The organism is Hydrogenophaga pseudoflava NBRC 102511 (assembly GCF_001592285.1).
In the GTDB taxonomy this organism is placed as follows: Bacteria; Pseudomonadota; Gammaproteobacteria; order Burkholderiales; family Burkholderiaceae_C; genus Hydrogenophaga; species Hydrogenophaga pseudoflava.
The window spans coordinates 55718-75062 of record NZ_BCWQ01000012.1 but is presented as its reverse complement, the minus strand read 5'-3'; the positions used below and the strand labels follow the sequence as shown (position 1 = coordinate 75062).

The 19345-nt window shown below is 68.6% G+C and carries 15 protein-coding genes; 10 read left to right on the top strand and 5 right to left on the bottom strand.

The window, feature by feature from the left end; all coding sequences use genetic code 11:
- Positions 1 to 2 precede the first annotated feature (2 nt).
- Positions 3 to 872, bottom strand: a complete 870-nt coding sequence (locus HPS01S_RS15285; protein WP_443093508.1) for a DMT family transporter — start codon at positions 870 to 872, stop codon at positions 3 to 5.
- A gap of 140 nt (positions 873 to 1012) precedes the next feature.
- The gene (pmbA, locus tag HPS01S_RS15280) at positions 1013 to 2437 is read right to left on the bottom strand and encodes a metalloprotease PmbA (protein ID WP_066157950.1); all 1425 of its coding nucleotides are present in this window, start codon (positions 2435 to 2437) and stop codon (positions 1013 to 1015) included.
- Positions 2438 to 2479: 42 nt separating this feature from the next.
- On the opposite strand from pmbA, the gene yjgA reads away from it, so the two are divergent.
- The 5 genes from yjgA to HPS01S_RS15255 all read left to right on the top strand — a co-directional run bounded on the left by yjgA (position 2480) and on the right by HPS01S_RS15255 (position 7085).
- On the top strand, positions 2480 to 3142 hold the full coding sequence (gene yjgA, locus HPS01S_RS15275; protein WP_066157948.1) for a ribosome biogenesis factor YjgA: 663 nt from the start codon (positions 2480 to 2482) through the stop codon (positions 3140 to 3142).
- A complete protein-coding gene (mog, locus tag HPS01S_RS15270) occupies positions 3135 to 3728 on the top strand; it encodes a molybdopterin adenylyltransferase (RefSeq protein WP_066157945.1) in 594 nt (197 codons plus the stop codon). The genes yjgA and mog overlap by 8 nt, the downstream gene beginning before the upstream one ends.
- Positions 3729 to 3815: 87 nt before the next feature.
- A complete protein-coding gene (locus HPS01S_RS15265) occupies positions 3816 to 4772 on the top strand; it encodes a PDDEXK family nuclease (protein WP_255284222.1) in 957 nt (318 codons plus the stop codon).
- Positions 4773 to 4791: 19 nt separating this feature from the next.
- Complete coding sequence (locus HPS01S_RS15260) at positions 4792 to 5268, top strand: FKBP-type peptidyl-prolyl cis-trans isomerase (RefSeq protein ID WP_066157942.1); 477 nt, start codon at positions 4792 to 4794, stop codon at positions 5266 to 5268.
- The gene (locus tag HPS01S_RS15255) at positions 5265 to 7085 is read left to right on the top strand and encodes a chorismate-binding protein (protein WP_066157940.1); all 1821 of its coding nucleotides are present in this window, start codon (positions 5265 to 5267) and stop codon (positions 7083 to 7085) included. The genes HPS01S_RS15260 and HPS01S_RS15255 overlap by 4 nt, the downstream gene beginning before the upstream one ends.
- Here the strand turns inward: HPS01S_RS15255 and cysE are convergent, their stop codons facing one another.
- Together cysE and HPS01S_RS15245 are read right to left on the bottom strand one after the other, a co-directional pair.
- Entirely contained in the window at positions 7086 to 7856 is a 771-nt protein-coding gene (cysE, locus tag HPS01S_RS15250; RefSeq protein ID WP_066157937.1) for a serine O-acetyltransferase, read from the bottom strand.
- A gap of 31 nt (positions 7857 to 7887) precedes the next feature.
- Positions 7888 to 8637 (bottom strand): RNA methyltransferase, encoded by a 750-nt coding sequence (locus tag HPS01S_RS15245; RefSeq protein WP_066157935.1) that lies wholly within the window; start codon positions 8635 to 8637, stop codon positions 7888 to 7890.
- 117 nt (positions 8638 to 8754) lie between these two features.
- On the opposite strand from HPS01S_RS15245, the gene HPS01S_RS15240 reads away from it, so the two are divergent.
- The gene (locus tag HPS01S_RS15240) at positions 8755 to 9678 is read left to right on the top strand and encodes an inositol monophosphatase family protein (protein WP_066157933.1); all 924 of its coding nucleotides are present in this window, start codon (positions 8755 to 8757) and stop codon (positions 9676 to 9678) included.
- Between the two features lie 7 nt (positions 9679 to 9685).
- Here HPS01S_RS15240 and HPS01S_RS15235 read toward each other — a convergent pair whose 3' ends face one another.
- Positions 9686 to 12922: a PAS domain-containing protein gene (locus HPS01S_RS15235; RefSeq protein ID WP_066157931.1), complete on the bottom strand. Its 3237-nt coding sequence runs from the start codon at positions 12920 to 12922 to the stop codon at positions 9686 to 9688.
- A gap of 205 nt (positions 12923 to 13127) precedes the next feature.
- Here HPS01S_RS15235 and mutS point away from each other — a divergent pair, with 205 nt between their 5' ends.
- From mutS to HPS01S_RS15215, 4 genes are read left to right on the top strand one after another with little or no spacing between them, the layout of a single operon-like run.
- A complete protein-coding gene (gene mutS / locus HPS01S_RS15230) occupies positions 13128 to 15728 on the top strand; it encodes a DNA mismatch repair protein MutS (protein ID WP_066158167.1) in 2601 nt (866 codons plus the stop codon).
- Positions 15725 to 16552: a proteasome-type protease gene (locus HPS01S_RS15225; protein WP_066157927.1), complete on the top strand. Its 828-nt coding sequence runs from the start codon at positions 15725 to 15727 to the stop codon at positions 16550 to 16552. The genes mutS and HPS01S_RS15225 overlap by 4 nt, the downstream gene beginning before the upstream one ends.
- Positions 16552 to 17406: an alpha/beta fold hydrolase gene (locus HPS01S_RS15220; RefSeq protein WP_066157924.1), complete on the top strand. Its 855-nt coding sequence runs from the start codon at positions 16552 to 16554 to the stop codon at positions 17404 to 17406. Before HPS01S_RS15225 ends, HPS01S_RS15220 begins: the two co-directional genes overlap by 1 nt.
- Positions 17407 to 17440: 34 nt before the next feature.
- Positions 17441 to 19345 carry a PAS domain S-box protein gene (locus HPS01S_RS15215; RefSeq protein ID WP_066157922.1) on the top strand — a complete coding sequence of 635 codons (1905 nt, stop codon included), beginning with the start codon at positions 17441 to 17443 and terminating at the stop codon, positions 19343 to 19345.

The window sequence follows — 19345 nt, the reverse complement described above, 5'->3', positions numbered from 1 at the left end:
CTTCAGCCGCGTGAAAGAATGAATGCGGTTCCCGCCACCGCCAGCGCAGCCCCAGTCCATGCCCCCATGGCGGGCCGCCGGCGGTAGACCGCCCAGAGCAGCGGCAACAGCAACACCGGCGTGACCGACGAGAAGATCGCCACCAGGCCGGCCTGGCCGTGGCGCATGGCGTAGAGGATCAGGGTCATGCCCAGCGCCATCGCCACCGCCGCGCTCAGGAAGGTCAGCAACGCATCGCGCACACGCAGCGGCTGTTTGGCCCGAGCGCCCGGCCAGCCCGAGGCCAGCAGCAGGCCGTGCGCCGCCAGCGCCAGGCTCATGCGCACCGCCGAGGCGCTGACCGCGTCGATGCCGGTGGCCATCAGCGGCTTGAGCATCAGCGTCGCCACCGACTGGCACAGGGCCGCGACCAGGCCCAGCCCCACGCCGATCAGCAAGCGGCCGCGCGTCTGTTCCCAGCCGTGCGACTCATCCTCTCGCTTGCCCCAGAGCACGGCCATCATCACGCCGCCCACCAGCAGCGCACTGCCCACCAGTGCCCAGCCCTGGATCAGCTCGCCGAGGAACAACCAGGCCAGCAGCGCCGAGAACATCGCGTGGGTGGCGAACAGCACGCCCGAGCGGCGCGGGCCGAGGCGGTTCATGCAGGCGAACAGCGCGGTGTCGCCGATGAAGATGCCGACCACACCCGAGAGGCCCAGCAGGCCGACCGCAGCGGCGTCCAGATCGCGCCAGCCGCCACCGGCCAAGGCCAGCGCCCAGAGGATCGCGCTGGCGAACAGCATGCGCCAGCGGCTGAAGGCAAACGCCCCCAGGCGCTGCGCCGGCGGCGCGGAGAAGAGACTGGACACCGCCCAGCTGGCGGCGGCCACGACCGCGAGCGCCTCGGGCCTCAAGCGATGCAGCGCAGGGCCGCCCCAAGCTGTATCAGCCCCAGGCACCGGCAGCCGCCGGGGCCCTTCCCTGCACCGGGGGAGCGACCCGCGCAGCGGCGGAGCGTGGGGGCCATGCCTCAGCTCCCGGCGACCTTCATGCGGTTGATGAGGATCGATCCGACGGTTTTGGAACCGTAGGTGTAGGCGTCGGCGCCCACGGCCTCGATGCCCTTGAGCATGTCTTTCAGGTTGCCGGCGATGGTGATCTCCTGCACCGGAAACGCGATCTCGCCGTTCTCGACCCAGTAGCCCGACGCGCCGCGCGAGTAGTCACCGGTCACGTAGTTCACGCCCTGGCCCATCAGCTCGGTGACGAACAGGCCGCGTCCCAGTTTCCGGATCATGGCCGCCAGGTCATCGCCGGGCTGCGTCAGCCGGCTGGACAGCGTGAGGTTGTGCGAGCCGCCCGCGTTGCCCGTGGTGCGCATGCCCAGCTTGCGCGCCGAGTAGGTGGAGAGGAAGTAGCCCTGCACCTTGCCGGCCGACAGCACCTTGCGGCGCACCGTCTTCACGCCCTCGTCGTCGAACGGCGCACTGCCCTTGCCGCCCACGATGTGCGGGTCCTCGACGATGTCCAGGTGCGGCGCCATCACCTTCTTGCCCAGGCTGTCGGCCAGGAAGGTGGTCTTGCGGTAGAGCGCGCCGCCACTGGTGGCCTGCACGTAGGCGCCCAGCAGGCCGGCCGCCAGCGGCGACTCGAACAACACCGGGCATTCGGTGGTCGGGATCTTGCGAGCGTTCAGGCGCGAGAGCGCGCGCTCGGCGGCATAGCGCCCCACGGCCTCGGGCGTGGCCAGGTCCTGCGGCGCGCGCACCGAGCAGTACCAGTAGTCGCGCTGCATGTGGGCGCCCCGGCCGGCGATCGGCGCCACCGACAGGCTGTGGCGCGAGCTGGCGTAGCCGCCGCTGAAGATGCCGGGCTGGTCGCGCTCGCCGCCGCGCATGTGGGCGGTGAAGAAGTGTGACTGCTGGGCCGAGACGCTCGCGCCCTCGCTGTTGCTGATCTTCCTGCTGGTGGCAAACGCCGCCTGTTCGCAGGCCAGCGCGAGCCGGACCGCCTCGTCGGACGTGACCGCCCAGGGGTGGAACAGGTCCAGGTCGGGGTAGCGGTCGGCGATGTCCTCGGGGTCGGGCAGGCCGGCCACCGGGTCCTCGGCGGTGAAGCGCGCAATGTCGTAGGCGGCCTGCACCGTCTGGCGCACCGCCCCGGGCGAGAAGTCGGAGGTCGAGGCGTTGCCGCGGCGGCGGCCCAGATAGACCGTCACGCCCAGCGACTTGTCGCGGTTGCGTTCGACATTCTCCAGCTCGCCCTTGCGCACGCTGACGTTCAGGCCAGCGCCTTCCGAGACCTCGGCGGCCGCGTCCGCCGCCCCGAGACGCTTCGCTTCGGCCAGCGCAAGGTCCACCACCTCCTCGAAGCGGCTGCGCGAATACTGGAACCCGGCCAGCGGTGCGGAGGGATCGGACGGGGTGGAAACGGGAGCGGTGGGGGTGTTTTTCATGTCGGCGGCTATGATACTTGCCGCCCTCTTTCCCCCTTCCCCATGTCCCGCAAACCCACAAAAGGCTACTTCGTCCGCGGCCATTTCGTCGCCATCGGCAGCGAACTGGACCTCGAACTCAAACGCGAACTCAAGGGTTCGGTCGACATGAGCAAGACCGACCTCAAGAAGCACAGCGACCACCTGCAGTCGCTGGGCGAGAGCCTGCTGACGCTGCGCAGCGACCTCATGACCCGGCTGCGCGAGCAGCACGAGGGCATCGACGACAAGCTGATCGACGCGCTGGTCGAGGCCAAGCGCATCACCAACTTCGAGGGCAAGCGCCGCCAGATGCAGTTCATCGGCAAGCTCATGCGCAAGCTGGACGAGGGCACGGTCGCCGCCATCGAAGCGGCGCTCGAAGAACAGCGCAAACCCTCGGCCCGCGAAACCCTGGCCCTGCACCAGGCCGAGCAGTGGCGCGACCGCCTGATCGCCGACGACGGCGCGCTCACCGACTGGATGCAGGCCGCGCCCGAGACCGACGTGCAGCCGCTGCGCGCCCTGATCCGCCAGGCCCGCAAGGATGCCCAGGGCGTGACCGAACGCCCCGGCGAGGCCCAGCGCCACGGCAAGGCCTACCGCGAGATCTTCCAGCTGGTGCGCGCCGCGCTGAGCCGCGACGACACCGACGAACCCACCTCTTCAGAAGACGACCATGAGTGAATCCTTCGACCCGGTGCGCATCGGCATCGTCTCCATCAGCGACCGCGCCAGCACCGGCGTCTACGAAGACAAGGGGCTGCCGGCCCTGCGCGAGTGGCTGGGCAAGGCGCTGAAGAACCCGATCACCTTCGAAGAACGCCTGATCCCCGACGAGCAGGCGACCATCAGCCAGACCCTGATCGAACTGGTCGACGCCGGCTGCGCCCTGGTGCTGACCACCGGCGGCACCGGCCCCGCCAAACGCGACGTGACGCCCGAGGCCACCCTGGCCGTGGCGCACAAGGAAATGCCCGGTTTCGGCGAACAGATGCGCCAGATCAGCCTGGCCTTCGTGCCCACGGCGATTCTCTCGCGCCAGGTCGCGGTGATCCGCGACAGCAGCCTGATCATCAACCTGCCGGGCCAGCCCAAGGCCATCGCCGAGACGCTGGAAGGCGCGAAAAACGCCGACGGCAGCACGCGCGTCAACGGCATCTTCGCCGCCGTGCCCTATTGCATCGACCTGATCGGCGGGCCTTACCTCGAAACCAACGATGACGTGATCAAGGGTTGGCGTCCGAAAACCGCCGTTCGCCCGGCGCGCTGACATCCATCGCGGGGCCCATCACGCCCCGCAGACAACAACGCTTCGGGGGGAAGCATGCCGGTTTATCGCTGCAACAAATGCGGCCACGTGAGCGAATCGGGTGTCGCCGGGACGCAGGTGGCCTGCGCCGTCTGCCAGGCGCCGTGTTCGGTGTTCGACACGGTGTTCTATGTTCAGAAGCTGATCGAACGCTACGCCGCCGCCATGCGGGAGATCCGGGCCCTGCAGGCAGATGAGCGGCAGGCCGCCGACGGTGACCCGAATGCGGGCCAGCCCGCTCAGCAGGAAGAACCTGACGGGGACACCGACACGGAAAACTTTGCAACGGCCGCCCAGCACGCGCCCATCGAGCGCTGGCTCAAGGCCAAACAGATTGAAGCCCGCTTCGATCACAGCAATGTGGACACCAGCGGGTATTTCGATGAAGCCGCCCAGCAACTGGGGAAAAACCATGCGCTGTTTGGCGAGCTGATCCAGCGCGTCACCTGGTCCTACCGCAAGAGCCACACCGGGCTGAACATCGATCTGACCGGCGTCGCGCAGAAAGACGTGCTGGCACTCACCACGCTCTGCCGCCAGTTCTACAGCCACACCCTGTTTGCCCGATACCAGTATCAGAAGCAGGAAAAGGTCATCCGGCTTTCACTCCAGCCCGCGCCCAAGGTCAGGCAGTTCTTTGAAGGCGCCTGGCTCGAGTGGTTCGCGCTGCTGGAGCTGGTGGACCACCTCAAAGCGAGAAAGCTGGGTTTTTCCTGCGCCCGTGGTGTGGAGGTCCTTTTCCCCAACGAGGACATGCACGAACTGGATGTCGTGGTGCTGCCCTCCGGTCAGAATCCCATCTGCATCGAGTGCAAGACAGGTGAGTTCCGGCGCGAGATCGACAAGTACCAGCGCCTTCGCAAGCGTCTGGGAGTGGAACGGAGCCGCTTCATCATCTGCGCCACCGACATCACGGAAGAACAGGCTGTCAGCCTCACGGCCATGTACGACCTCACCTTTGTGAACCCGGCCTCGCTTGCGCGCCATCTGAACAGCCTTGTCTGAAACCCTGCCATTCCATCCCATGAACATCACCAAAGACACCGTCGTCACCCTCACCTTCCGCGCCAGCGATGCCAGCGGCAAGCTGCTCGAAGATGGCAAGACACCGCGCAGCTACCTGCATGGCGGCTATGGCAACACCCTGCCGGGCATCGAGGCGGCGCTGGAAGGCCAGGCGGCCGGTTACCAGACCACCGTGAAGCTCGCGCCGGCCGATGCCTTCGGCGAACGCGACGAGTCGCTGGTCACCACCATTCCGAAGAAGGACTTCCCGCCGGGCGTCAAGGTGGGCGGCCAGCTCGAAGGCCACGACGACCAGGGCCGGCACCAGGTGTTCACGGTCGTGAAGATCAAGGGCGACACCGTGCACCTGGACGGAAACCACCCGCTGGCCGGCCAGACGCTGACCTTCCAGCTCAAGGTGCTGGACGTCAAGGCTGCGAGCGCCGAAGAGATCGCCCACGGCCACGCCCACGGTGCGCACGGCCACCACCATTGAGTCGCCGATCCCCGCTGACCGCCTCCCTCGATTTCCCGGACACCGCGCCGGGAGCCCTGCCCGGCGCCCGGCTGCGGCTGCGTTTTGAACAACCGCTCGCGGTGATCGAGGCCTGGTCGCTGGACCAGGTGCGGCCAGCCATCGAGCAAGTGCAGGCTCATGCGGCGGCGGGTCGCTGGTGCGTCGGCGGGTTGGCCTACGAAGCGGCCCCGGCGTTCGACCCGGCCCTGTCCGTGCGGCCCGCCGATCCCCGCTGGCCGCTGGTCTGGTTCGGCGTCTACGACGCCCCTCTGGATGTCCCCGCCGGTGAACCACCAGCCCCGGTCCCGGTGGACTGGCGCATGGACTGGGACCGCCCGCGCTACCTGAAGCAGGCCGACACCGCTCGCCAGACCATGGCGGCCGGCGAGTGTTACCAGATCAACCTCACCACGGCCCTGCAGGGCGCGCTGGGCGGAGACCCCGCAGGCTGGATGGATGAGCTGCAGCACCACCAGGGCAGCGGCTACCTGTTGTGGCTGGGCGATGGTGTGCGCCAGGTGCTCAGTGCCTCGCCCGAGCTGTTCTTTGACTGGCAACCCGGCCCGCAGGGCGGGCGCCTGTGCTGCCGCCCGATGAAGGGCACGGCCGCGCGCGAGAGCGACCCGGTGCTCGACCGGGCCGCGCGCGAGGCGCTGCAGGCCAGCGACAAGGAGCGGGCCGAGAACGTGATGATCGTGGACCTGCTGCGCAACGACATGGGCCGCCTGGCCCAGACCGGCAGCGTGCGCGTGGACCGCCTGCTGGAGGTGGAGGCCTGGCCCACCGTGTGGCAAATGACCTCCACCCTCACCGCCTCCGCCCTGCCCGACACCACCCTCGGTGATGTGCTGACCGCACTCTTTCCCTGCGGCAGCGTCACAGGCGCGCCCAAGCGCCGCGCCATGCACCACATCGCCGCGCTGGAAGACGCGCCACGTGGCTTCTACTGCGGCGCCCTCGGCGTGGTGCGGCCGGGCGGCCACGCCACCTTCAACGTGCCAATCCGCACCGTCTGCCTGCACCGGCCGGGCTCCGGAGCCAGCGACGACGGCTGGCACGCCCGCTACGGCGTCGGCAGCGGACTGACCGTGTGCGCCGACCCGGCTGCCGAATGGAGAGAACTCATGACCAAGAGCCGCCACCTGCACCGCATCGGCGAGCCGTTCGATCTGCTGGAAACCCTGCGCCTGGAGCACGGCCGCTACTGGCTGCTGCCACACCACCTCGACCGCCTGCGCGAGAGTGCGGCCCACTTCGGCCACGTGTTCGATCCTTCGGCGGTCGACGGTGCGCTGGAAGCCGTGCGCCAGGCGCATCCCCAGGGTCTGTGGCGCGTGCGCCTGCTGCTGGACGCCTCGGGCCGGGCCGAGGCCCAGGCCTATGCCATGACCGAGACCCCGTCGCCCGTGCGGGTGGCGCTGGCACCCTCGCCACTGAACACCGAAGAGGCGCTGCAGGAGTTCATCCAGCACAAGACCACGCGGCGCGCGCACTACGAGGCGCTGGCGCCCACCGACCCCGCCGTGTTCGACCACCTGCTGTTCAACCAGCGCGGCGAGCTCACCGAGTTCACCCGCGGCAATGTGGCCATTCAGCTGGACGGGCAGTGGTGGACGCCGGCGCTGGCCTGCGGCCTGCTGCCCGGCACCTACCGGCGCGAGCTGCTGGCCCAGGGCCGGCTGCAGGAGGCAGTGATTCCGGTGCAGCAGCTGGCACAGGCCCAGGGCCTGGCCTTCTTCAACGGCCTGCGCGGCTGGCTGGACGCGGCGCTGGACCCCGCGCCGCCGCCCCGCTGATCACTTGCCGACCAGCTGGTTGAGCTTCTCGGCCTCGAAACACTCGGTCTTGGCGGCGTCGGCCGGCACACAGTCCTTCTGAGCCAGCGACAGCTTCTCAATCGCCTGCCACAGCAGCGCGATCTGGTGCTCCTGCCCGGCGGCACTGTCGATCAGGCTGCGCATGGCCTGCGACAGCGGGTCGTCTTCCTGCGTGATGCCATAGGCCTGGAACTTGGGTTTGGCGTCTTCGGTCACGTCGGCGCTCTCCCCGGTCTTGCTCGGGATGATGCGCGCCGGGATGCCGACCGCGGTGGCACCCGCCGGCACCGGCTTGATCACCACCGCGTTGCTGCCGATCTTGGCGCCGTCGCCCACCTCGAAACCGCCCAGCACCTTGGCGCCCGCGCTGACCACCACGTTTTTGCCCAGCGTCGGGTGGCGCTTGGTGCCCTTGTAGAGCGAGGTGCCGCCCAGGGTCACGCCCTGGTAGATGGTGCAGCCATCGCCAATCTCGGCGGTCTCGCCCACCACCACGCCCATCGCGTGGTCGAAGAACACGCGCTCGCCCAGCTTCGCGCCGGGGTGGATCTCGATCCCGGTGAGGAAGCGCGCGACGTGCGAGATGAACCGCCCCGGCCACTTGAGGCCATGCGTCCAGCACCAGTGCGCCGGGCGATGCAGCCAGACGGCGTGCAGGCCCGGGTAACAGGTGATCACTTCCCAGGTGCTGCGCGCGGCGGGATCGCGCTCGAGGATGCACTGGATGTCGGATCGGATTCTGGCAAACATGGGGCCGGGAGTATGTAAACGGGGAATCAGTCTAGCGCTTCGCGCGCTCGGCCGTTTGCAGCATCGCCTTGGCGACACCGCGCAGGATGTGGATTTCCTCCGGCGTCGGTTGCGCCCGGTTGAACAGCGCGTTCAGCCTCGGCATCAGCTTCTTGGGCGCGGCCGGGTCGAGGAAGTCGACCGCCACCAGCGCCTGCTCCAGGTGGCCCAGCATGCCGGCCACCGCCGCCGCATCGGCGGCCGGGCGCTGGGGCGTGGTCGGCGGCAGCGCAAAACCGCCCAGCGCCTGGCGCCAGTCGTAGGCGATCAGCTGCACCGCGGCGGCGAGGTTGAGCGAGCCGAAGCCTTCGCTGGTGGGGATCGACAGGCAGGCGTGGCAGCGGTAGACGTCTTCGTTGCGCATGCCGAAGCGCTCGGAGCCGAAGAGGAAGGCGATGCCTTCGGGCTGCACCGCGTCGGGTGCGGCGGCCTCGGCCAGGAACTGCACGAAGTGCTCGCGCGGTGCCCGCGTGGGCGGGCCGAAGTCGCGCGGCGTCATGGCGGTGGCGCAGAGGTGGCTCACGCCGTCCAGCGCCTCGTCCAGTGTCTCGACGATGCGCGCCTTGGCCAGCACATCGTTGGCGCCGCTGGCGCGCTGGATGGTTTCGTCCTTGCGCAGCACATTCGGCCAGCGCGGCGCCACCAGCACCAGATCGTCGAAGCCCATCACCTTCATGGCGCGGGCGGCGCCGCCCACATTGCCGGCGTGGCTGGTCTGGATCAGGATGAAGCGGGTGCGCATGTCGGGTGAGCCGGTAAAATGCCGGGTATTGTCGCCGCCCGCATCGCCGGACACCGCGCTCCCGTTCTTCCCCCTGCCCACGGCCGCTTTCTGCGGCGCCGTCAAGGAACACAATTCATGTCGTCCAACCTCCACCCCATGCTGAACGTGGCCATCAAGGCCGCCCGCGCCGCCGGCGCCATCATCAACCGCGCCGCCCTCGATGTCGAAACCGTGCGCGTGACCACCAAACAGACCAACGATTTCGTGACCGAAATCGACCATGCGGCGGAGGCCGCGATCATCGAAACCCTGCTGACGGCCTACCCCGACCACGGCATCTGGGCCGAAGAATCCGGACGACGCGAAGGCAAGGGCCGCGACAAGAACCACGTCTGGATCATCGATCCGCTGGACGGCACCACCAACTTCATCCACGGCTTCCCGGTCTACTGCGTGAGCATCGCGCTCATGGTGAACGGCCGCATCGAACAGGCCGTGGTCTACGACCCGACCCGCAACGACCTGTTCTGCGCGACCAAGGGCCGCGGCGCCTACCTCAACGACCGGCGCATCCGCGTCGCCAAGCGCACCACGCTGCGCGACTGCCTGATTTCCACCGGCTTTCCGTTCCGCCCGGGCGACGCTTTCCAGACCTACCTGCAGATGCTGGCCGACGTGATGCCCCGCTGCGCCGGCGTGCGCCGCCCCGGCTCCGCCGCACTGGACCTGGCCTATGTGGCGGCCGGTTTCTCTGACGGTTTCTTCGAGATGGGCCTCTCGCCCTGGGACGTGGCCGCGGGCGCGCTGCTGGTGACCGAGGCCGGTGGCCTGATCGGCAACTTCACCGGCGAAGCCGACTTCCTGGAACAGCGCGAGTGCATGGCCGCCAACCCGCGCATCTACGGCCAGCTGGTGGGCCTGACCGGCAAGTACAGCAAGTTCGCCAGCGCCGGCGACAAGGCCTCGGTGCGGCAGTCGGTGTCCCGGGCCCCGGAGCCTGCCACCGAAGAGGCCCCTGCCAGCGACACCCCGCCCGCGGAGCCAGCCGCCCCGTTCTGACCGGGCATCACCCCATCGGCAGGGTCCACCAGAAGGTGGCCCCATGGCCAGGCCGGGCCTCGGCCCAGATGCGGCCGCCATGGCGCTCCAGCGTGCGCGCCACGATGGCCAGCCCCACGCCGGTGCCGCCCGGTGCATTGGCACCGGCGTGCAGGCGCTGGAACAATCCGAACAGTTTCTGGGCGTGTGCCATGTCGAAGCCCATGCCGTTGTCCCGGAGATAGAACGCCCGGCGCGCCGCATCGAAGCCCAGCTCGATCAGCGGCGACTCCAGGTGGCGCGAGTATTTCAGCGCGTTGTCCATCAGGTTGGACAGCAGCTGGCGCAGCAGCTTGGCATCGCCCATCACCCGCGGCAGGGGATGCAGCTGGACCCTGGCGTGGGGCACGCCCGGTGCCAGCGCCTCGGCCACCGACCGGGCCAGCGCATTCATGTCGACCGACACCGGCTCGATCTCGACCCGCACCACGCGCAGCAGTTCCAGCATGTCCGTGATCATCTGGCCCATGTTGCGCGAGGCGCTGACGATGCGCTCGAACATCAGCCGCCCTTCCGGGCTCAGGCGCTCGCCGTCGGTTTCGCCGACGAGCGATGCGAACCCGTTGACCGAGCGCAGTGGCGCCCGCAGGTCGTGGGCGATCGAGTACGAGATGACCTCCATGTCGCGCATCGAGCGCTCCAGCTCGGCGGTGCGCTCGGCCACGCGCCGCTCCAGGCTGGCATTGAGCGCGCGCACCTCCTCCTGCGCCGTGACCCGTTCGTGGATGTCCAGCAGCGTGCCCGACATGTAGAGCGGCCGGCCGGCCTCGTCGCGCCGGTGCACCCGGCCGCGGTCGTTGAACCAGAGCCATGCGCCCTTTTTGTGGCGCATGCGCAGGTCGCAGTCGTAGACCGGTGTTCCGCCCCGCAGGTGGGCCTGCAGCAGCGACTGCGCCCGGCCAAGGTCGTCGGGATGCACCAGCGCCTGCCAGGTCTCGCGCGTGGGCGGTTGCAGCTCATCCAGGCGGTAGCCCAGCAGACCTGCCCAACGGTCGCTGTAGTGCGTGAGGCCGGTGGTGATGTCGAGCTCCCAGATGCCGGGGCCGGTGGCCTCCAGCACCCATTCCAGGCGCTGGCGCTCATCCCTCAGCGCCTCTTCGGCCTGGACGTAGGGCGTGACGTCCGAGTAGGTGCGCACCATGCCACCGTCGGGCAGTGGCCGGTTGTGTATTTCCAGCGCACGGCCGTCAGATGTGCGGCGCATGTAGCGGTCGGGCACAGGTCCGGCATCGGCCTCGACATAGCGGCGCGCCCCTGGCTCAACCAGACCATAGTCCACACCAAAATCTCCGCGCGCCGTCTGGAAAGCGACGACCTCGTCCTGCGTGGGCTGCCGGGACATCAGCTCGTCGGGCAGGTCGAGCATCTCCAGCAGGCGCCGGTTGTAGACGGTCACCCGCCCCTGGGCATCCATCTTGGACAGGCCCTGGCTCATGGTGTCGAGCGTGACCTGCAGGGCCGAGGTCTTGTCGGCCAGCAAGGCGCTGGTGGCCTGCAGCTGCTGGCGGGAGCGCTGGCGCTCGTCGTGTCCGCGCCGGGCCAGCACCAGCTGCCGCACCGTGCCCAGCAGCGGCTGCAGGAACTCCACATCGTCCTCGCGGTAGCCGTCGGTGGCGTTGGCCAACCCCACCATGGCGATCAGCCGGCCACCGACTTCCAGCGGAATCCCCAGGAACGAGTGCATGGGCGGGTGGCCGTGCGGCAGCCCCCCCCGGCGCGCGTCGGTTTCCGGGTGGTTGGTGAGCACGGTCTCGCCGGTCAGCAGCGCGTGCCCGAACAGGGTCTTCAGATTGCGGAACTCCATGCCCGAGTCCATCTGCTCGGCGAACACACGCCTGGACGCCTCGTCCCAAGAGATGTCGGTGATCGCATGCGACTTGAGGTACGGCTGCCCTTGCGGGTCGTACAGCACCTCGCCCACGAAGCCGTAAGCGCTGTTCGTCACCGACAGGAAGGCCTTGAGCAGCCCTTCGAAGGCCTGCCGCTTGTCGTCGGCTTCGATGTAGGCGGCCTGCGCCTGCCGCACAGCGTCCAGCATCCGGTGCTGCCGGTCGAGCGCCTGCGCGGCCTGGCGGGCCTCGGTCACATCGTGGACATAGCCGTGCCACAGCACCGAACCATCCGGCTGCGCCTGCGGCAGGCCTTCCGCACTGCACCAGCGCGTGCCCTTGCCCGGATGGTTGACCCGGAACACCGTGCGCCAGGGTTCCAGCTTGTTCGTGGACGACCAGATGGAGTGCGCCAGGGCCTGCTGGTCGTCTGCATGCACCCGGCTGAACAGGATTCGTCCATCCTGGTACAGCTGCTCGGGCGTCAGGTCGAACAGATCGCGCACCATGTCGCTGACGAACTCGAAGCTGCCCCAGCCCTTGACGGGCATGCGCGACTGGAACACCACGCCCGGCACCCTGGCCGTGATGTGCTGCAGCAACTGCAGCTGCTTCACATGGGCGTCGATGGCCTCGCGCTGGGCCGTGATGTCCTGCACCACACCAAAGTCGGTCTGTGGGATGCCCTTGACGGCGGTCTGGCTGATGCGGGTGCGCATCCAGCGCACCGCGCCATCCGGCCGTGTCCAACGGAAATCCAGCTCGCGCCCGTCGCGCGCCGCACGGGCCTCCAGCCACGCCGGCATGTCCTCGGGATGGATGCCGCCGCGCCCCACGGTGCGCTCCAGCGTGTTTGCCGGCGCAAGACCGGTGATCTCGAACAGCCCCGGTGAGAAGTTCACCGTGTCGTCGTCGTGTGCATTGGTCCAGTGACCGACCATGGCCAGCTTCTCGATGGCGGCATGCAGCTCCACCTGGTGCTGCAGGTCCAGGTTGGCGGCCCGCAGCTCCTTCTGGGTCCGGTCGCGCTCCTTTTCAGACGCCACCTCATGGCTGATGTCCAGCAGGTACACCAGCAGCAGCTCGTCCCCGCCAAGCACCGAGGTGTGCAGACGCAGGTGGCGCGCGCGGCCGTCGATCATCACCGTGCAACGGGGTTTGTCCTGCTCCTTGAGCGAGTCGAGATAGGCCTGGCGCTGGGTGGCGTCGGGCCACAGCCCCAGTTCGATGGTGGAGCGTCCGATGGCCTGGTCACGGGCGATGCCAGAAAGGGTTTCCCACGCCTGATTGACCGCCACCAGACGGCCATCCGCGCGCCGGGACAGCGAGGCAGCGAACGGGGCGTCTTCGAACATCTGCTCGAACGGCAGGGGCATGACCGCAGCGGACAAACCGGTTCCGGACGGGTACGCGCTGGTGGACGGCGGCATGTTCAAAAAGACAGGGCTCTGCGGACAGACAATGGCCCATTGTGGGTCACAAGGTCGCACTGCGGGAAGACCCCGAACTGCTAAAGTAGGTCGCTTTTGTGCACTGTTTCCCGGACTTGCCTTGACCGCCCCGCTGGACCGCCACACCCCCATGATGCAGCAGTACCTGGCCCTCAAGGCCGGGCACCCCGACACGCTGCTGTTCTACCGCATGGGCGACTTCTACGAGATGTTCTACGCCGATGCGGAAAAGGCCGCGCGGCTGCTGGACATCACCCTCACCCAGCGCGGCCAGTCGGCCGGCGAGCCGGTCATCATGGCCGGCGTGCCCTTCCACTCGGTCGAGAGCTACCTGGCGCGGCTGATCAAGCTGGGCGAGTCGGTCGCCATCTGCGAACAGGTGGGCGACGTGGCCACCGCCAAGGGGCCGGTGGAGCGCAAGGTGGTGCGCGTGGTCACGCCCGGCACGCTGACCGATACCGAACTGCTGTCCGACAAGACCGAGGCGCTGGTGATGGCGGTGCACCCGGGTGCCCGCACCGGCCTGGGCCTGGCCTGGCTGTCGGTGACGCAGGGCATCGTGTTCCTGGCCCAGTGCGCCAGCGACGAGCTGGCCGACTGGATCGCCCGCGTGGGCCCCGGCGAGGTGCTCTACAGCGCCGAGGTCACTCCCGCGTTCGAGAAGTCGCTGCAGCAGATCAGCGCCCAGCCCCTGCCCAGCGGCGCGCGCTGCGTGGCCGTGGTGCGGCCGGCCTGGGCCTTTGACGCCGGGCTGGGTGAGCGCAAGCTGCTCGAACAACTCCAGGCCGCCAGCCTGGCCGCCTGGGACGCGCAGGAGCTCAAGGACGCGCACGCCGCCGCCGCCGCGCTGCTGGCCTATGCCGAACACACGCAGGGCCGCGCGCTCACCCACATCAGGAGCCTGCAGGTGGCGCGCAGCGGCGAGCTGATCGACCTGCCGGTCAACACGCGGCGCAACCTCGAACTCACCCACACCCTGCGCGGCGAGACCAGCCCGACGCTGTTCTCGCTGCTGGACACCTGCCACACCGGCATGGGCAGCCGCGCGCTGCGCAGCTGGCTGCTGGAGCCGCGCCGCGAGCGCACCCAGGCGCGCGAGCGGCTGGCCGCCATCGGCCTGTTGCGGGGTGGGCTGTGGCAGACCCTGCGCGCCGAACTCAAGGGGTCGAGCGACGTCGAGCGCATCACCGCCCGCACCGCGCTGCGCCAGGTGCGCCCGCGCGAGCTGGTGGGCCTGACGGCGACGCTGGGCCGGTCGTTGCAGCTGTCGAAGGCGCTGGCCACCGGCTTGGGCGCGCACCCACCGGCCTTGCTGCAGCGCATCGCCGCCGACCTGACCCCGCCCCCAGGCTGTGCCGAACGGCTGGCCCAGGCCATCGCGCCCGAGCCGGCCGCCCTGGTGCGCGACGGTGGCGTGATCGCCGACGGCTTCGACGCCGAACTCGACGAGCTGCGCGCCATCCAGACCAACTGCGACGGCTTCCTGATCGACCTCGAAACCCGCGAACGCGCGCGCACCGGCATCGCCAACCTGCGCGTGCAGTTCAACAAGGTGCACGGCTTCTACATCGAGGTCACGCAGGGCCAGCTGGACAAGGTGCCCGACGACTACCGCCGACGCCAGACACTCAAGAACGCCGAGCGCTTCATCACGCCCGAGCTCAAGGCCTTTGAAGACAAGGCGCTCAGCGCGCAGGACCGTGCCCTGGCGCGCGAGAAGTATCTGTACGAGCTGCTGCTCGACGAGATGCAGGCCTGGATCGACCCGCTGACGAGGCTGGCCCGTGCCATGGCCGCGCTGGACGCGCTGTGTGCGCTGACCGAGCGTTCGCTGACGCTGAACTGGAACGAACCGACGTTCGCGCCCGAGCCCTGCATCGAGATCCGGGGGGGCCGCCACCCCGTCGTGGAAGCGCGGCTGAACGAAACCACCGGCGGCAGTTTCATCGCCAACGACACGGTGCTGGGCGGCAAGCAGCGCATGCAGGTCATCACCGGCCCCAACATGGGCGGCAAGAGCACCTACATGCGCCAGGTCGCGGTCATCGTGCTGCTGGCTTCGATGGGCAGCTACGTGCCCGCCGCCAGCTGCCGCCTGGGCCCGATCGACGCCATCCACACCCGCATCGGCGCGGCCGACGACCTGGCCAACGCGCAGTCGACCTTCATGGTCGAGATGACCGAGGCCGCGCAAATCCTGCACGCCGCGACGCCGCAGAGCCTGGTGCTGATGGACGAGATCGGCCGTGGCACCTCCACCTTTGACGGTCTGGCCCTGGCCGGCGGCATCGCCGCGCACCTGCACGACAAGGCGCGCTGCTTCACCCTGTTCGCCACCCATTACTTCGAGCTGACCGAGTTCCCGGCCGGCCACCACGGCGCGGTCAACGTGCACGTGAGTGCGGTCGAGGGTGGCGGCAAGGGTGGCATCGTCTTCCTGCACCAGATCGAACCCGGTCCGGCCAGCCGCAGCTACGGCATCCAGGTCGCGCGCCTGGCCGGCGTGCCGGGGGCGGTGGTGCAACACGCCCGCCACGCGCTGGCCGCACTCGAAAGCCAGAGCGAACAAAGCCGCAGCCAGGTGGACCTGTTCGCCCCGCCGCCGGCACCACCCGAGCCTGAAACGCCCCCCGTGGTGGCGGCGCTGGCCGCCATCGAACCCGACACCCTGAGCCCGCGCGAAGCGCTGGACAAGCTCTACGCTCTCAAGAAACTCGCCACGAAACCATGACCTACTGCGTCGCCGTCAAACTCAAGGCCGGACTGGTCTTTCTCTCCGATTCCCGCACCAACGCGGGTCTGGACCAGATCAGCACCTTCCGCAAGATGATCGTTTACGAGAAGCCGGGCGACCGCTTCATGTGCCTGCTCTCGGCCGGCAACCTGAGCATCTCGCAGTCGGTGCGCGAGATCCTGCAGGTCGAGCAGCTGGCCGACCACGAGGGCGGCGACCCGGTCACCATCTGGAACGCCAGGAGCATGTTCGACGCCGCGCGCGTTCTGGGATCGGCCGTGCGGCATGTGTTCGAACGCGATGGCGAGGCGCTCAAGCGCGCCGGCGTGGACTTCAACGTGTCCATGATCTTCGGCGGGCAGATCGGCAGCGAGGGCATGCGCCTGTTCCAGGTCTACTCGGCCGGCAACTTCATCGAGGCCACGCCCGAGACGCCCTTCTTCCAGATCGGCGAATCCAAGTACGGCAAACCCGTGCTGGACCGTGTGATCACACCCGACACACCGCTGGACGAGGCCGCCAAGTGCGCGCTGGTGTCGATGGACAGCACGCTCAAGTCGAACCTGTCGGTGGGCCTGCCGCTGGACCTGGTGGTCTACGAAGTCGACGCGCTCAAGACCGACCGGATCACCTGCATCGATGAGAACAACCCCTACTTTCGCATGGTGCGCAACACCTGGGGCCAGAAGCTGCGCGAGGTGTTCGACGCCATCGAGCACCCGGTCTGGGACGGTTCGCCGACCACCGTGCCGCTGATGGGCTGCAGCACGCGCAGCCAGCCCCTCAAGAAGATCACGAACCCGAAAGAGAAGCTGATCTGATGTCCCTGATCGTTTTCTCCCACGCCAACAGCTTCCCGGCCAGCACCTACGGCGTGCTGTTCAAGTCGCTGCGGGCGCGCGGCCACGCGGTGCGTGCGGTGGAGAAGTTCGGCCACGACCCGAAGTACCCGGTCACCAGCAACTGGCCGCACCTGGTGCAGCAGCTGGCCGACTTCGCCGGCCCTGAAATCGAAAAGCACGGCAAGCCGGCCTGGCTGGTCGGGCACTCGCTCGGCGGCTTCCTGAGCATCATGTGCGCCGCGCGCCACCCCCGGCTCGGCGGCCACGGCGTGCAGGGTGTGCTGCTGATCGACTCGCCGGTGCTCGGCGGCTGGCGGGCGCGGGCGCTGGAGCTGGCCAAGCGCACGCAGCTGGTGGGATCGATCTCGCCCGGCAAGATCAGCCGCATCCGCCGCCACAGCTGGCCCGATGCCCAGTCGGCCTTCGACCACTTTGCCCGCAAGAAGGCCTTCGCCGCCTGGGAACCCCAGGTGCTGCGCGACTACATCGAACACGGCACGCTGGATGCAACCACGCCCCAGGGGCCACGCCGCGTGCTGGCCTTCGACCGCGACATCGAGACCGCGATCTACAACACCCTGCCGCACAACCTCGACCGCCTGCTGCGGCGCCATCCGCTGCAGTGCCCGGTGGGCTTCCTGGGTGGCAATGACTCGCAGGAGATGAAACAGGTCGGCATGGCCATGACGCGCAAGCTGGTGGGGCCCCATCCCGAGCGCCTGCGCATGCTCCCGGGTAGCCACCTGTTCCCCATGGAACGCCCGCACGAGACCGCTGCGGCCATCGACGCCTGCCTGCAGGCGCTGAAAAATCCGGGCTTTTCCGGCGCTTGATCCCGGGTACCCGGGGTAGGATGCTGCAAGCACCATGAGCGCTGCGTCCAACCCACACACGGCCACTGCCGGCCGTGCCTCCCACGACTGGACCGATCACCCGGCCTGGCTGCGCTATGGAGCGGCCATCGTGCTGACGCTGATCGCGGTCTGGGCGCGCGTCGCACTGGCGCCGGCCGACTCCGGCGGGCGCTTCATCACCCCTGCGCTCGCGGTGGCGCTTTCGGCCCTCTACGGTGGCCTCGGCCCCGGACTGGTCAGCCTCGCACTGGGCATGCTGCTGGTCAATTTCTTCATGGTGCCGCCCTACGGGTCCTTCGTGTTCCAGAACCTGGAGGAAGCCTTCTGGCTCAACACCTGGCACCTGATCACCCAGCTGGTGGTGGTCGGGGCGATTGCGCTGATGCAGTCGCGCAACCGGCAGCTGCAGGCAGCGGACCGGCAGATCCGGCTGGCGCAGCAGCACCTCCTGGACACCTTCGAGCACGCGGCCTCGGGCATCACCCACGTCGACACCCGAGGCCGGCTGCTCCGCGCCAACCAGACCTTCTGCAACATGGTCGGCTACAGCAAGGACGAGCTGGCGCACCTGAGCTTCCAGGACATCACCGTCGCCGAGGACATCGGCCCCGACCTGCGCATGCTCGACGAGGCGCTGACCGGCGCACGGATCAGCTACATGCTGGAGAAGCGCTACCGGCACAAGGACGGACACATCGTGTGGGTCCAGCTGACGGTGGCGCTGGTGCGCAAATCCAGCGGCGAGCCCGATTACCTCATAGCGGTGGTGCAGGACATCAGCGCCCAGAAGGCCGCGGAAGAGGCCCTGCGCACCAGCCAGAACCTCATGAGCCAGGCACAGAAGCTGGCGAACATCGGCGCCTGGCAGGCCGACCTCGCCACCGGCCGGATCGGCAACCTCACCAAGAGCGAGTCCTTCCTCTCCTTCCCGTCCAACGAATACGGCATCAAGGACATGCTGGACATGATCCACCCCGACGACCGCCTGCGGGTGATGGCGCTGTGGCCACGGGCCGTCAAGGGAGAGGCCGTCTACGAGATCGAGTACCGGGTCGTTCTTGACGGGCACGAGTACTGGCATTCGGTGAAGGCGGAGTTCGAACGCGACCCCCAGGGCCGCGCGATCCGGGCCCTGGGCGTGACGCAGGACATCACCGAACGCAAACGCATCGAACTGGAGTTCCAGCAGCTCAACGCGACGCTGGAGCAGCGCATCCGCGACCGCACACGCGCGCTGCGAGACGCCTACGACGAGCTGGAGAGCTACTCGTACGCGGTGGCGCACGACCTGCGGTCGCCGCTGCGCATCATCAATGGCTTCGCGCAGGCCCTGCGGGAAGACAACCCGGGCCTGGACACCGCCAGCCAGGAACACCTCGGCCGCATCATGGGCGCAAGCAAGAAGATGGGCGAGCTGATCGACGGGCTGCTCAAGCTCTCGCAGTACTCACGCGGCGAGGTGCAACGCGAGAACGTGAACCTGAGCGCCATCGCCACCCGCATCCTCGAGGAGCTGTCGGTGGCCGAACCCCAGCGCGCGGTCGAGTGGGAGATCGAGCCCGACCTGCTCGTGCAGGCCGATCCGGCGCTGATCGAGGCGCTGATGCAGAACCTGCTGAACAACGCCTGGAAGTACACCGCCGGTGTGGCACCGGCCCGCATCCGGGTGTTCTCGCGCGAGGCCGATGGCGGGCGCGAGTTCTGCGTCAGCGACAACGGCACGGGTTTCGACATGGCGCGCGCCAGCAAGCTGTTCCAGCCCTTCCAGCGCCTGCACGGACCGAGCGAGTTCGCCGGTCTGGGCATCGGCCTGGCCACGGCGCGCCGCATCGTGCAGCGCCATGGCGGGGAATTGCGGGCCGAAGCCCGTCCGGGCGCGGGAGCCACATTCGGATTCACGCTGGGCGATCCCGCCTGA

What these genes read in the sequence shown, in the direction of transcription:
- mog (WP_066157945.1), top strand. Translation starts at nt 3,135, where the DNA reads ATGAGTGAATCCTTCGACCCGGTGCGCATCGGCATCGTCTCCATCAGC.
- HPS01S_RS15225 (WP_066157927.1), top strand. Translation starts at nt 15,725, where the DNA reads ATGACCTACTGCGTCGCCGTCAAACTCAAGGCCGGACTGGTCTTTCTC.
- HPS01S_RS15220 (WP_066157924.1), top strand. Translation starts at nt 16,552, where the DNA reads ATGTCCCTGATCGTTTTCTCCCACGCCAACAGCTTCCCGGCCAGCACC.
- HPS01S_RS15235 (WP_066157931.1), bottom strand. Translation starts at nt 12,922, where the DNA reads ATGCCCCTGCCGTTCGAGCAGATGTTCGAAGACGCCCCGTTCGCTGCC.
- cysE (WP_066157937.1), bottom strand. Translation starts at nt 7,856, where the DNA reads ATGTTTGCCAGAATCCGATCCGACATCCAGTGCATCCTCGAGCGCGAT.
- HPS01S_RS15245 (WP_066157935.1), bottom strand. Translation starts at nt 8,637, where the DNA reads ATGCGCACCCGCTTCATCCTGATCCAGACCAGCCACGCCGGCAATGTG.
- pmbA (WP_066157950.1), bottom strand. Translation starts at nt 2,437, where the DNA reads ATGAAAAACACCCCCACCGCTCCCGTTTCCACCCCGTCCGATCCCTCC.
- mutS (WP_066158167.1), top strand. Translation starts at nt 13,128, where the DNA reads ATGATGCAGCAGTACCTGGCCCTCAAGGCCGGGCACCCCGACACGCTG.
- yjgA (WP_066157948.1), top strand. Translation starts at nt 2,480, where the DNA reads ATGTCCCGCAAACCCACAAAAGGCTACTTCGTCCGCGGCCATTTCGTC.
- HPS01S_RS15240 (WP_066157933.1), top strand. Translation starts at nt 8,755, where the DNA reads ATGTCGTCCAACCTCCACCCCATGCTGAACGTGGCCATCAAGGCCGCC.
- HPS01S_RS15260 (WP_066157942.1), top strand. Translation starts at nt 4,792, where the DNA reads ATGAACATCACCAAAGACACCGTCGTCACCCTCACCTTCCGCGCCAGC.
- HPS01S_RS15215 (WP_066157922.1), top strand. Translation starts at nt 17,441, where the DNA reads ATGAGCGCTGCGTCCAACCCACACACGGCCACTGCCGGCCGTGCCTCC.